The sequence below is a fragment of the Acinetobacter sp. GG23 genome, assembly GCF_057766365.1.
The window spans coordinates 284,741-298,119 of the sequence record NZ_JBYMDJ010000003.1 but is presented as its reverse complement, the minus strand read 5'-3'; the positions used below and the strand labels follow the sequence as shown (position 1 = coordinate 298,119).

At 41.2% G+C, this 13,379-nt stretch carries 10 protein-coding genes; 7 read left to right on the top strand and 3 right to left on the bottom strand.

All coding sequences use genetic code 11. From position 1 onward, the window contains the following. Nucleotides 1-339: 339 nt before the first annotated feature. Nucleotides 340-3,423, bottom strand: coding sequence for a heavy metal translocating P-type ATPase (locus AC3CAU_RS07540; protein WP_447054183.1), 3,084 nt, complete (start codon nucleotides 3,421-3,423; stop codon nucleotides 340-342). An 82-nt stretch (nucleotides 3,424-3,505) separates the two neighbouring features. On the opposite strand from AC3CAU_RS07540, the gene AC3CAU_RS07535 reads away from it, so the two are divergent. From AC3CAU_RS07535 to lon, 3 genes are all read left to right on the top strand, one after another. Beyond that, complete coding sequence (locus tag AC3CAU_RS07535) at nucleotides 3,506-3,886, top strand: MerR family transcriptional regulator (RefSeq protein WP_131213787.1); 381 nt, start codon at nucleotides 3,506-3,508, stop codon at nucleotides 3,884-3,886. Between the two features lie 48 nt (nucleotides 3,887-3,934). Continuing rightward, nucleotides 3,935-4,522: a 5-formyltetrahydrofolate cyclo-ligase gene (locus tag AC3CAU_RS07530; RefSeq protein WP_447054182.1), complete on the top strand. Its 588-nt coding sequence runs from the start codon at nucleotides 3,935-3,937 to the stop codon at nucleotides 4,520-4,522. Between the two features lie 147 nt (nucleotides 4,523-4,669). After that, a complete protein-coding gene (gene lon, locus AC3CAU_RS07525; RefSeq protein WP_131213793.1) occupies nucleotides 4,670-7,096 on the top strand; it encodes an endopeptidase La in 2,427 nt (808 codons plus the stop codon). A gap of 246 nt (nucleotides 7,097-7,342) precedes the next feature. Here the strand turns inward: lon and AC3CAU_RS07520 are convergent, their stop codons facing one another. Then, nucleotides 7,343-8,299: a M28 family peptidase gene (locus AC3CAU_RS07520; RefSeq protein ID WP_131213796.1), complete on the bottom strand. Its 957-nt coding sequence runs from the start codon at nucleotides 8,297-8,299 to the stop codon at nucleotides 7,343-7,345. 154 nt (nucleotides 8,300-8,453) lie between these two features. Here AC3CAU_RS07520 and rlmH point away from each other — a divergent pair, with 154 nt between their 5' ends. The 3 genes from rlmH to AC3CAU_RS07505 all read left to right on the top strand — a co-directional run bounded on the left by rlmH (nucleotide 8,454) and on the right by AC3CAU_RS07505 (nucleotide 10,822). After that, the gene (gene rlmH, locus AC3CAU_RS07515; RefSeq protein ID WP_131213799.1) at nucleotides 8,454-8,936 is read left to right on the top strand and encodes a 23S rRNA (pseudouridine(1915)-N(3))-methyltransferase RlmH; all 483 of its coding nucleotides are present in this window, start codon (nucleotides 8,454-8,456) and stop codon (nucleotides 8,934-8,936) included. A gap of 192 nt (nucleotides 8,937-9,128) precedes the next feature. Next, nucleotides 9,129-9,905, top strand: a complete 777-nt coding sequence (locus AC3CAU_RS07510; protein WP_447054181.1) for a DODA-type extradiol aromatic ring-opening family dioxygenase — start codon at nucleotides 9,129-9,131, stop codon at nucleotides 9,903-9,905. 149 nt (nucleotides 9,906-10,054) lie between these two features. After that, nucleotides 10,055-10,822, top strand: coding sequence for a DUF4377 domain-containing protein (locus AC3CAU_RS07505; protein ID WP_447054180.1), 768 nt, complete (start codon nucleotides 10,055-10,057; stop codon nucleotides 10,820-10,822). 68 nt (nucleotides 10,823-10,890) lie between these two features. Here AC3CAU_RS07505 and gdhA read toward each other — a convergent pair whose 3' ends face one another. Continuing rightward, on the bottom strand, nucleotides 10,891-12,237 hold the full coding sequence (gdhA, locus tag AC3CAU_RS07500; protein ID WP_250697805.1) for an NADP-specific glutamate dehydrogenase: 1,347 nt from the start codon (nucleotides 12,235-12,237) through the stop codon (nucleotides 10,891-10,893). Between the two features lie 345 nt (nucleotides 12,238-12,582). Here gdhA and AC3CAU_RS07495 point away from each other — a divergent pair, with 345 nt between their 5' ends. After that, the gene (locus AC3CAU_RS07495) at nucleotides 12,583-13,377 is read left to right on the top strand and encodes an RnfABCDGE type electron transport complex subunit B (protein ID WP_447054179.1); all 795 of its coding nucleotides are present in this window, start codon (nucleotides 12,583-12,585) and stop codon (nucleotides 13,375-13,377) included. The last annotated feature ends 2 nt before the right edge of the window (nucleotides 13,378-13,379 follow it).

The window sequence follows — 13,379 nt, the reverse complement described above, 5'->3', positions numbered from 1 at the left end:
GTTTCGAAGTAGAGTGATTGTCCATTTAAACAAGAGCATGAATGAGCTGTCATTACGCCCTCTCGTATATTGAATGCACAAAGTCATAGCACAGACCTGTCAGACAATACAGACCAATAGACTTCAGCAGATATCTCTCTTAGTTAAAAATATTTCATTAAAAATCGTTAGCATAACTTTATGATCAGGTCGAAATTAAAAAGGGATCTATTTCAGATCCCTTTTTAGATACTTAGATTCAATACTTTCTTCAATCTATTTTCATGACTATTTTTTAGGCAAAAAAATACCCAAAATTTTCATCTTGACTATGCTCTATGAATGCCTAGGCTTTTAGTCTTATTCAGATTTTTGCAAACGTAGTGCATTAATCACCACAGATAAAGAACTTAAGGACATCGCTACCGCGGCAAGCATCGGTGTTAATAATAGACCGGTTAATGGATAGAAAATACCTGCCGCAACTGGCACGCCTAAGCCATTATAGACAAAAGAAAATGCCAAGTTCTGCTTCATATTTTTTACGCCCAGTTTCGCCATATGAATGGCATCAGCCACACCGCGGATATCCCCTTTGACCAGGGTAACTTGAGCCGTTTGTTTGGCAATATCGGTACCATTGCCCATCGCAATCCCGACATTGGCTTGTGCAAGTGCAGGTGCATCGTTAATACCATCGCCTGCCATTGCCACAACTTGTCCTTGCGCCTGAAATTTTTTCACAATGTCTAATTTTTCAGTCGGGGTGCAGTTACCATAGACCTGCTGAATTCCTAGCTCAGCCGCAACCAGTTTTGCATTTTGTTCATGGTCACCTGTAGCCATCACCACCTCTATGCCATCAGCAATCAGCTGATCTATTACCTGATGTGCATTGTGTTTAATCGCATCATGAATCGAGATATATGCCAAAACTTGCTGTTCATTGGCCAAGAAGCTAATCACATTACCCTTTGAACGTTGCTGATCAAGTTGCGCTTGAATATTTTCATTTAACGTTAAGCTCAGTTGATCAATCAGTTTTTGGCTGCCCACATACAATATTTGATTTTCAATGTGACCTTTGACACCAAAGCCTGTAATATCTTCAAAGTCATTAACTTTAATCAATTGATTATTCGGAATGAGCTTTGTCAAAGTTTGTGCAATTGGATGAGTTGAATATTGTTCAATTGATGCAATCCATTGTTCTACTTGCGCTTGCTGAACTGTATCTGAAAGCAGTTTAATCTCTTTCAAGCTCGGTTTACCTTCAGTCAAGGTTCCGGTTTTATCGATAATTAAAGTCGTGACTTTGCTTAAAGCTTCAATCGCTTCTGCATCTTTAAACAGTACACCTTTTTGCGCTGCCCGGCCTGTGGTCGCCATCACCGACATCGGGGTTGCCAGACCTAAGGCACATGGACAAGCAATAATCAGTACAGCCACTGCACACATGAGTGCCAAATCAAATTGAGCTTTGCCAAACACCATCCAGGCAATAAAGGTCAACACACTAATTGCTAAAACAATCACCACAAAATATTTGGCAAATACATCGGCAAGACGTTGCAACGGTGCTTTTGAACGCTGTGCTTCGACTACGGTTTGAATCATTTTTGCTAAGGTGGTATTTGCGCCCACTGCCGTGGTTTGAATGCGGATACTACCCTGCTGATTCACCGTACCGCCAATCACCCGGTCATCAATTTCTTTTTTGACCGGAACAGGTTCACCCGTCATCATCGCTTCGTCAACATAGGTTTTACCTTCCACCACAATGCCATCGAGTGGGATCTGATCACCGGAAGAAATCTGCAAGATATCACCCTGTTTTACCATGCCAACATCCACTTCCACCACCTGATCATGCTGCACCAGTTTTGCGGTATGCGGCTGCAGTTTCAGCAAGGATTTAAGTGCGTCTGCTGTTTTGGCACGGGCTTTCAACTCCATAATTTGCCCAAGCAGACTTAATGAAACAATCATACAAGCCGCTTCATAATAGACAGCGACCCCATGACCGGTTTTGGCCTGCATGGGAATTAAAGATGGGAAAATGGTTGCAACCACACTATAAATAAAAGCTGCAAGCACCCCAACACCAATCAAGCTCCACATGTTGAGGTTGCGGGTTTTATAAGAGATCCAGCAGCGTTCAATGAATGGTTTACCCGCCCAGAGCACCACTGGAATAGAAAGCACCAGTTCAATCCAAGGCTGAATATGCTGCGGAATAAAAGCATGAATATGCGAACCCATCGCCAATACAAACACAATTAAAGTCAGCGGTAAAGTCATCCAGAAACGATGACTGAAATCGACCAGCTCAGGATTCGGCGCATCATTTAAGGTCGGTTGCATCGGCTCTAAAGCCATCCCACAAATTGGACAGGTTCCTGGTCCTTTTTGCACAATTTCAGGGTCCATGGGACAGGTATAATCCATGTCCGCAGCGCCTTCCGGTACAGGTCGCTGATCCGCCGGTATCAGATAAAACTCCGGGTCGCCTTTAAACTTGTCCAGGCAAGACGGATTACAGAAATAATAAGTTTTAGCTTGATACTCTGTTTTTAAATCAGTTGAAGTATCTACCGACATGCCACACACGGGATCGATCTCTGAACCATGTAATGGTGAATCATGCGCTCCGCCACAGCAGCCAGATTTCTTTTCTGCAACTGCCGCTTTTTCTGTTGAAACGCAGCAAGAAGATGCTGTTTGCAGATATTGCTCAGGCTGCTGGTTAAATGTAGTTAAACAGCGTTCTGAACAGAAGTAATAATCTTTTGATTCAAACTGGCTGTGCCATTTAGAATTGGTTTTAACCTGCATGCCACAGCCGGGATCAACAGTTGTTTCACTCACCTGCTCTGCGGTTTGCGATTTATTTCCCGCACAACAGCCTGATGATTGCTCTACTGGTTGTTGATTTTGAGAACCACAGCAAGACTTTTTTTCATCTGCTTTTGATTTAGATGTACAACCACAACCCGAAGTCTCAGATTTATTTTTTTCTAAATACTGTTTTGGATTGGTCTCAAACTTATTTAAACAACCCTGACAGCAAAAATAATAAAGTTGTCCCAAATATTCCGTGTTCGGCTTGGACAAATCTGTCACGGTCATGCCGCAGACCGGATCAATATATTGCTGCGCTTCAGCTTTTTGACCGCCACAACATGAAGATGAGGCCGCTACAACTTTAGCTTTATTTGCACAGCCACAGCCTGATTTAGGCTTGGTTTCTTGAAGGTAAGCTTCAGGTTTTTTAATAAACTTTTGTTTGCAGCCATCACAACAAAATAAATATTTTTTCCCCAGATATTCAAAATAATGTTCTGAACTTTCCGAAATGTTCATGCCACAAACTGGATCAACTTTTACCAATTCAAGACCTGAAGCCTGTTTTTTACAGCAGGAAGATTTTTGTTGCTCATTCATCCGACTCACCTGTTTTATTCTTTCATTGTGCTAGCATAAAGTCTGTACCCAAGTACAGAGTCAAGTTATTTGAGGATATTTTATGCTCACCATCGGAAAACTGGCCAAACAGTGTCATGTAAATGTCGAAACCATTCGTTATTATCAACGCATCGGTTTAATGCGCGTGCCTGAAACCACGCAGAACTATCGTTATTACAATGATAAAGATATGGAAACCTTAAGCTTTATTCAAAAAGGCAAAGATGCAGGTTTGCAACTTAGTGAAATACAGGAATTACTGCAACTTCAGCTCGATGATCGAGAGCAAGTGAGACATGTCATTGAGCAACGATTAAAAAAAATCGATCAAAGAATCCGGGAATTACAAGCACTCAAAACCCGTTTAAGCAGCTGGATAGATGAATGTAAAACTACAAATGACAGCGGTTGTCCGATTTTGAAAGAGCTGAAAAACAGTTAAACTCCTTTTACGATGAAGATTCTTGTATTTTTTGGGAACGAATAAAAGATGTCAGTGGATTTAAAAATTTTACGCAAGCAACTTCGACATCAACGTAGAGTCGTTTCCAGTTTTCAACAAAAGCAAGCTCAACAAAAAGTACTTCAGCAACTTATCCGGCTAAAATCTTTTCAGCATGCAAAAAAAATTGGTGTTTACCTGCATGCTTTTGGAGAGCTTAATACCAACCAGATTATCGAGTACTGTTTTAAACAGCATAAACAAGTTTATTTGCCGATGATTTGCAATATGAACCAGCAATTGCACTGGGTTAAAATCACGCAACAACAATATCGAAACAATCGGTTCTCCCATCATCCCTTCGGCATGAAAGAACCCATGGCCAGTCGCGGCTTGCATGTATCTAAACTCCACCTGTTAATCATGCCTTTATTGGCCTGCGATATTTATGGCACACGCATTGGTATGGGTGGCGGCTACTATGACAAAACCTTAGCCAGTGCGGGCCAGCGCCCTTTTCGTTTAGGAATTGCACATGACTTTCAGTTGATTGAGCAACGTTTGCATCGTGAAACTTGGGATCAACCTCTGGATGCCTTACTCACTCCTTCACGTTATTTATATTTCAAACGCTAATCCGGTATTTTTTGACCACCATGAACACGTCTAAATCATACATTAACCTATTTTTTATATATTTTCATTGGTTCGACCCTTGTAATTTTTGAAATACACTTCACTATAAAAATATGGCAACACCATTGTTACTCATTAGGAGTGCCCATGTCTGAAATTATTATGAATCAAGAAACCTTAGTTACACAGGTTCCAAGCGTATTACCACTTTTAGCGCTACGAGATGTAGTGGTTTATCCACACATGCAAATTGCGTTATTTGTAGGTCGTGAAAAATCGATCAAAGCAGTTGACGTGGCTCGTAACAGTGACAATCTTGTATTTGTAGTTGCACAACAAGATTCTCTTACAGAAGAAATTGATCACGACAACTTATATCAATACGGTACTGTCGCGAAGATTGTGCAAGTTGTGAATCATGAAAATGATGAAAACTGTATAAAAGTACTCATTGAGGGTTTACAGCGTTCCAAACTGGTAAAAATCATCGACAATGATGAATATTTATCGGCCGAACATGCTATTAGCCCAATGACAGTTAATGTCGAAGCTGACTCTCAAGAAACACGTGTGCAAGAACTGCGCGCTTTATTTGCCCAATATGCAGAAGCAAAATTACGTAATGCACGTGAATTGATTACTGCTGCAAATAAAATCGACGACTTATTGCAACTATTGTTCTTTGTGGCTACTCGTGTGCCATTGAACATCGATGTAAAACAAAAGTTTCTGGAACATGATGACTTTGAAGCACATTTGACTGAACTCATGACTTATTTGTTACAACAATCTGAAGAACAACAGATTGAACAAACCTTGCATGACTCGGTAAAACGCCAAATGGAGAAAAACCAGCGCGAATATTTCCTGAATGAAAAAATGAAGGTGATTCAGCGCGAACTTTCTGACATGAACGGCGGTGCTGAAGATGACGTTGCTGAAATTGAACGTCGTCTTGAAGAAGCTGATTTACCTGAACACGTACGCAAAAAAGCGGAATCTGAATTCCGTAAGCTTAAAGCAATGCAACCTGCTTCAAGTGAAGCTGCTGTGGTGCGCAATTATATTGAGGCAATTTTAGATACGCCTTGGAATAAAGCTAGCAAAGTCAGCATTAACCTGAACAAAGCACAAGAGATATTGGACGCTGACCACTATGGTCTGGATGAAGTTAAACAACGTATTGTTGAATATCTGGCTGTTCAATCACGCGTGAAAAAACTCAAAGGTCCAATTCTTTGCCTGGTTGGTCCTCCAGGGGTAGGTAAGACTTCACTGGGTGAATCCATTGCTAAAGCCACAGGTCGTGAGTTTGTACGTATGGCTTTAGGTGGCGTGCGTGACGAAGCGGAAATCCGTGGTCACCGTCGTACCTATATTGGTGCGATGCCGGGTAAAGTGGTGCAGTCTTTAACAAAAGTAGGCGTGAAGAACCCGCTGTTCTTGCTCGACGAAATTGACAAGATGGCACAAGACTACCGTGGTGACCCTGCTTCTGCCCTGCTTGAAGTACTTGATCCATCACAAAACAGCAAGTTTAACGATCACTATTTAGATCTTGATCTTGACCTGTCAGAAGTGATGTTTATCTGTACTGCAAACAGCATGAATATTCCTGAAGCTTTGCTTGACCGTATGGAAGTGATTCGTCTACCGGGTTATACCGAAGAGGAAAAAGTCAATATTGCTGAGCGTTACCTTGTTCCTAAAGCCATTAAGGACAACGGTTTACGTGGTAAAGAACTGACTATTCATGAAGAAGCAATTCGTGACATCGTGCGTCGTTATACTCGCGAAGCGGGTGTACGTAGCCTTGAACGTGAAGTGTCAAAAATTGCACGTAAAGTCGTGAAAGAAGCGGTGAGCAAAAAAGCCAAAAACTTGCATATCGATGTGACTGCTGAAAATCTGTCTGATTACCTGGGCGTACATAAGTTCGATTTCGGTATGGCAGAAGAAGAAGCACAAGTGGGTCGTGTAAATGGTTTGGCTTGGACGTCAGTCGGTGGTGAATTGCTTTCGATTGAAGTTGCTGCGGTAAAAGGTAAGGGTAAATTCATTACCACCGGTTCCCTCGGTGATGTCATGAAAGAATCCATTACCGCTGCAATGACTGTGGTTCGTACCCGTGCAGATGCCCTCGGTATTGAGGCTTCAAGATTTGAAGAAACCGATATTCATGTGCATTTACCTGAAGGTGCAACTCCGAAAGATGGTCCATCTGCAGGTTTGGCATTAACTACTGCCTTGATTTCTGCCTTCACTGGCATTCCAGTTCGCGCGGATATCGCGATGACGGGTGAAACCAACCTGAGTGGTCGTGCAATGCGTATTGGTGGCTTAAAAGAGAAACTTTTAGCAGCACATCGCGGTGGCATTAAACTGGTCTTTATCCCTCAGGAAAATGTTCGTGACTTGGTGGAAATTCCCGACAATGTAAAAGCAGGTCTTGAAATTAAAGCAGTGAAAAGTATCGATGAGATCTTGCCATTGGCTTTAATCGAAACACCGAAACCTTTGCCTAAAAATCCGATTGTAAAACCGGTTGAAGAAAGCAAAGCCGCACGTCATTAATCGCATTTGGATACAAAAAAGAGAGCTTCGGCTCTCTTTTTTTATGATGAAAAGTTTTACTATATTAGTAAAGCATAATCTTGAAAAATGTACATCTAATCCTCATTTATTATTATAGAGACCCAAATGCGCTGTAAGTTTCTGATTAACAAGTTATGTGAATGGTCATCTACATCTCCAGGTGGATGACCTTTTGATCGCAGTTCCAGTATTCATTCAGGGACTGCGTTTTTTATGCGTTCTTTATCAATCCGATTGAACCATTAAGCTATAAACCAGTCCGTCTACCACACTGGCCATTTTTCCAACATTCAGTGTTTTTAAGGTATCTCCCTTGGTATGGTAATGCTTATTTCGGAAAGAAGCGGTATCGGTAATCATCAGCGCAGGAATCCCGAATTTCCAATAATTCACATGATCAGAAAATTCCATTGCTGATACAAAAGAGGGTGTGGCCAATCTTTGACACTCTAAACGGTTAATAATTTGCATGGCTTGACAATACTTCGCCCCTAGCTCATAAGACTGTAAATTACTCACCGCTGCAATAAAATTACCATGACTTGGATAGACCCACTTTAAACCGGCTGGATATTGCTGTACAAGATTTTCATCATAGTAGCCAATCATTTCTAAAATATAGACCCCACGAATCTGCTCCTTTTGCGCTTGTACCGATTTGGCGTGCACATAACTTCCCATCTGCTCGGTTTTGAAAAATGGCGGTTCTTGCAAGGTATAAAATACAAATTCTATATTATGTGCCAACTGTGACTTCTGCTGCGCAAGGATGCGTGCCGTCTCAATCACCCCGGCCACACCAGAAGCATTGTCATCAGCGCCCTGTTGCTCCCCAAACACATCATAATGCGCACCGACAATCACTTTATCAGCATGACCGGCTGTTAAGGTACATACTACATTTCGATAGCCCAAACCATTCACCGAATAATTTTGATACTGGCACGGTATACCAAACAAACGCATCTGTTCTTTAATCCAGGCAGAAACGCGTTGCAATTCTTGTGTGTTTTTATAATTACGATACCCCTGCTGACCTGTAATTTGCTCCAGATAGACTTTTAAATTATCAGTACTCGCTGGAGTTACGTTCGGTAATGCCCAAATTGAAGGACTAAAAAAAATAGTGCAAAGGAAGATGCCCCACAACAAGTCTAAATTTCGATTATTTTTGAATCGCATTTATTATTAGTCTCCTTTTATTCTTCATATTTAATCCATTACTGAAGATTAATGCAGCATCTTGCTCGACTTTTCAATTGCAATTTGTTGCGCAAAATAAGTAAAACCAGTTTTAGCGTTTATAATAACGATGACTTTCAAATTATCGAATCTTATGAAAATCCGTATTATTACCATCGGTCAAAAAATGCCAGCTTGGGTCCTCACTGGTTTTGAAGATTACTTCAAACGTATTCAGCCTTTTGTACAGACTCAAATTATTGAATTACCCATGGCAAAACGTGGTAAAAATGATTCGGAAGCGGATATTTTAAAATATCGCCAGATTGAAGGAGACAGTATTTTGAATGCACTGAAGCATAATGAAACCCTGATTGCGCTTGAAGTCGGTGGTAAAGAATTCAGTACGGAGAAACTGGCGGAAACCATGAAAGGCTGGATGCTTGAAGGCAATGACGTGGTTTTGGCCATTGGCGGGCCAGATGGTCACTCTGAAGCGGTGCGTAAAGCCGCTGCATGGCACTGGTCGCTGTCCAAGCTGACCTTGCCCCACCCGATGGTTCGAGTGATGCTGATCGAGCAGCTATACCGTGCCATGAGTATTAACCATAACCATCCTTACCATCGTGCAGGTTAAAGCAACCATTTGAAATATTCATTTTTGTTTTTATCGAATTCACATAAAGAGTTTTTCATATTTCGTCTGATTTCTTCATCGTTGCATATCTGCAACAACATGTTGAAATATACTCTATTTATTCTATCTGCTCTTTTTGGCATTATAACCATTACACCCCCAATCGATATTATTTAAATTAGGCGCATTGTCATGAATTTACAAACTTTACCCGGTTTATTTATTTCACATGGATCACCCATGCTTGCGCTTAACCCAGAACAAGTCGGACCAGCTTTACATCGCCTGAGTTTAAATCTTCCCAAACCTGAAGCAATTATAGTGATGTCGGCACATTGGGAAAGTAATGCCCTAGAAGTGAGTAGCAGCGTACGTCCAGAAACCTGGCATGACTTCCGCGGTTTTCCAGCTGAACTGTATGAAATGCGCTACCCTGCGCCTGGTCAGCCAGAACTTGCTGAGGAGATCTTACATCTTTTCGCCGATGCTGGCTTAGCCGCACATGCCAATAGTACCCGTCCTCGTGATCATGGCGTGTGGATGCCCTTGCTGCATATGTATCCAGAAGCTGATATTCCTGTGGTAGAAATTTCCTTGCCCATGAACATGTCTGCGGACGAGATTTATAAAATTGGCGAAACACTGGCGCCATTACGGGAAAAACAGATATTGATCATTGGTTCAGGCAGTATTACCCATAACCTGGCTGAGCTTGCTTGGCGCGGTGAACCTGCTGACGTACCCGAATGGGCATCGACTTTCCGTAATTATGTGGTCAACAAACTGACCCATCAAGATTATGCGGCTGTACTGGATTGGAAAAATATTCCGCATGTGCAACGTAATCACCCAAGTCTAGAACATTTTGCGCCGCTATTTTTCGCAATGGGAACCGGTCAGCGATTTAATATTGTACATAGTAGCTTCAGTATGGGTTCACTCGGTATGGATATTTATCGTTTTGACTGATGCCTACTAACTTATAATTTTTTATTAACAATCAACAAAAAATTAGTTATGGATACATTTTGATACTTAACTCATCAGAATGTATCCATATTTTTTAAATAGTCATACGTTATTCTATTAAAAATTCTTCAAAACTCAGTACTTTTAACATGAAATTTAAATTTTTAGCGATTGCTCTTTTCCCACTCACGCTTGCGGCTTGCCAATCTGGTGATATTCAAAAAGCTGGAGATGTTGCCGTGTCTATATTACAACAACAAAATGCCGATAAGACGCTTGCTTCTTATCAATGGAGTACTAATACCGGGACTGCACCTAAACCTTTAGTGCTTCATTTTGATGATAAAGGTCGCTTGAGTATTGCCACCAGCTGCAATGGTATGGGAACCAGCTGGAAAGTGGAAAACAATCAAATTGTAACGGGTGATTTAATGGCCACCCAAATGGCTTGTCCAGAAGCTTCCATGCAACAAGAGGCCATAGCCTCAGATTTGTTTAGTAACCGCAAAGCACCTTTTATTTTAGATCTCAAAGATCCGCAAAATCCAACTTTGACGGTCATTTCGGCCAAAGGTCAAAAATACATTTTCACCGGAAAAATGACACCCGAAACAAAATATAACACTCAGGCTGAAATGATTTTCTTGGAAATTTCACCTGAAACCAAACCCTGTACTGGTGTAGCACCACAAAAATGTTTACAGGTACGTGAACTTAAATACAATGACAGCGGCATTAAAACCCAAGTCGATAAAGACTGGAGTTTATTTTACGATCACATTGAAGGTTTTGAGCATAATCCTGCTGAACGCCAAGTAATTCGGGTGAAGCGTTATGAAATTAAGAATCCGGCAGCCGATCAATCAAAATATGCATATGTGTATGATATGACTGTAGAACGTGCCAGTGTAAAATAATTCTGCTTAATTCAGATATAAAAAAACCGATGCTTAGCACCGGTTTTTTTATATCTGAAAATATATTCTTAGAATACGCCTTGAGCCAACATCGCATCGGCAACTTTTACGAAGCCAGCAATGTTCGCACCATCAACATAGTTTACAGAACCATCTTCTTTAACACCGTATTTAACACAGTTGCGGTGAATTTCTTTCATGATTGCATGTAGACGTTCGTCAACTTCTTCGAAAGTCCAGCCCAAACGAATCGCGTTTTGAGACATTTCAAGACCAGAAGTTGCAACCCCACCAGCATTTGACGCTTTACCTGGTGCATAAAGAATTTTCGCTTCAACGAATTTCTCAACAGCATCTAATGTAGATGGCATGTTTGCACCTTCAGCAACACAGATCACGCCATTTGCAATCAACTGAACTGCATCATCCGCATCCAACTCGTTTTGAGTTGCACATGGAAGTGCGATATCACATTTGATTGACCAAGGACGCTTGCCTTCAAGGTATTCAAAACCGTGTTTAGACGCGAATTCTGAGATACGACCACGTTTTACGTTTTTAAGTTCCATCACTTCAGCAAGAAGTTCGTCAGTGAAGCCATCTTTAATGTAAACAGTACCCGCAGAGTCAGAAAGCGAAACCACTTTCGCACCCAAATACATTGCTTTTTCAGCAGCATATTGTGCAACGTTACCAGAACCTGAAATGGTTACAACTTTGTCTTTAAAGCAGTCGCCACGAGTTTTCAGCATTTCCTCAGCGAAATAAACTGTACCGTAACCTGTTGCTTCTGGACGAGCCAATGAACCACCGAAAGTCAGACCTTTACCTGTAAATACACAAGCAGTGTCATTACTCAATTTTTTCATCATGCCGGCCATGTAGCCAACTTCACGGCCACCCACACCAATATCCCCCGCAGGGATGTCAGTATTTGAACCTAAGTGACGGTACAATTCAATCATTAATGCTTGGCAAAAACGCATGATTTCGCCTTCAGACTTACCTTTAGGATTGAAGTCTGAACCACCTTTACCACCACCCATCGGGAGGGTAGTTAAGGCATTTTTAAAGGTCTGTTCAAAACCTAGGAATTTAAGAATTGAGAGGTTCACAGATGGGTGGAAACGCATACCACCTTTGAATGGACCGATTGCTGAATTGTACTGTACACGGAATGCACGGTTGACATGTGTTTGACCTTTGTCATCAACCCAAGAAACACGGAATTGAATCGCACGTTCTGGCTCAACTAAGCGTTCAAGTAGACCATGATCAGCATACTCTGGGTTCTTTTCAATGAACGGCCAAAGGCTAGTCATTACTTCTTCTACCGCTTGTAGAAATTCTGGTTGATGTGCATCACGTGATTTAACGTAATCTAGGAAGTCGTTAAGGCTGTTATATTTCAACACTTAATCCTCAGCAGAAAGATGGATCAAAATTGGTCAAATTTTCAAAAAATGATAATTTTTGGCGCAAAATATTAAATAGCTTTTGTAACAATAGCACAATACTTTTTTTTAAAAAAATTAAATAATATTTAATAACATATATTTATTTTAATTATAACCATTTTCTTATCTTAGTACTAAAGCGAGGCTGTGTGACTGTTTTTGCTATCTTTTCGCCCGATAATAAGGCGCTTATAGCTTCATTTTCGCGCATAAGATTAAAAGGTGAAAACATGCTAAAATCCTCTACTTCGTTTTAATCTTCTTTCAGTATGCTGCTATTTCTTCAGCAGTCGTGGTCTACACATGAATTCGCAACTTGCTCTCATCCAAGATATTGATGCCCTTCTTCCTCAAACCCAATGTGGCTTATGTGGTCATCGGGATGGATGTTTACCTTATGCAAAAGCCATAAGCGAAGGTGAAGAAGCCAATAAATGTGTTCCAGGGGGTCAACCCATTGCCGATGCTCTAGCCCATTTACTCGGTCGTGCTCAACTGCAAGCCGAAGCAAGTGTTTGGCCAATTCAAAGTGATGGTCGTCCACAACGCATGAAAGCCATTATTCGCGAAGACGAATGTATCGGTTGTACCAAATGTATTAGTGCCTGCCCTGTAGATGCCATAATTGGCTCGGGCAAACTCATGCACAGCATTTTGACTGACCTGTGTACTGGCTGCGAACTGTGTATTCCCCCTTGCCCGGTCGACTGCATTGATTTGATTGAAGATCATCATGCGGTGCCTGATGAGAGTATGCGGATTACGGAACAAGATGACTTGCGCAACCGCTATTACGCGCATATTCAACGTGAAGAAAAACGACGTTTAAACCGTAAAGGTCCTGTGGTGCGTGCCAATATTGATACAATCTTATTTGCTCGATTTTCAGCACAAAATGACAGTGTCCCAGACATTGTTATTACTCAAAATGAAGTTAAACCAGCCATCCATTTTGATGCCAAATCAACCATCGAACTGGCAAAAATTCGTACACAAATCAAAAAATTAGAAAAGCAACTTAGTGTTCGTGAGGATACACAAAAACGTCTACAATTAGATGAACTTAACCATCAACTCAATGCTTTACAAGGAGCATAAAA

Coding starts and splice junctions, on each gene's coding strand:
- AC3CAU_RS07535 (WP_131213787.1), top strand. CDS start 3,506: ATGCTCACCATCGGAAAACTGGCCAAACAGTGTCATGTAAATGTCGAA.
- rlmH (WP_131213799.1), top strand. CDS start 8,454: ATGAAAATCCGTATTATTACCATCGGTCAAAAAATGCCAGCTTGGGTC.
- lon (WP_131213793.1), top strand. CDS start 4,670: ATGTCTGAAATTATTATGAATCAAGAAACCTTAGTTACACAGGTTCCA.
- AC3CAU_RS07505 (WP_447054180.1), top strand. CDS start 10,055: ATGAAATTTAAATTTTTAGCGATTGCTCTTTTCCCACTCACGCTTGCG.
- AC3CAU_RS07540 (WP_447054183.1), bottom strand. CDS start 3,423: ATGAATGAGCAACAAAAATCTTCCTGCTGTAAAAAACAGGCTTCAGGT.
- AC3CAU_RS07510 (WP_447054181.1), top strand. CDS start 9,129: ATGAATTTACAAACTTTACCCGGTTTATTTATTTCACATGGATCACCC.
- AC3CAU_RS07495 (WP_447054179.1), top strand. CDS start 12,583: ATGAATTCGCAACTTGCTCTCATCCAAGATATTGATGCCCTTCTTCCT.
- AC3CAU_RS07530 (WP_447054182.1), top strand. CDS start 3,935: ATGTCAGTGGATTTAAAAATTTTACGCAAGCAACTTCGACATCAACGT.
- AC3CAU_RS07520 (WP_131213796.1), bottom strand. CDS start 8,299: ATGCGATTCAAAAATAATCGAAATTTAGACTTGTTGTGGGGCATCTTC.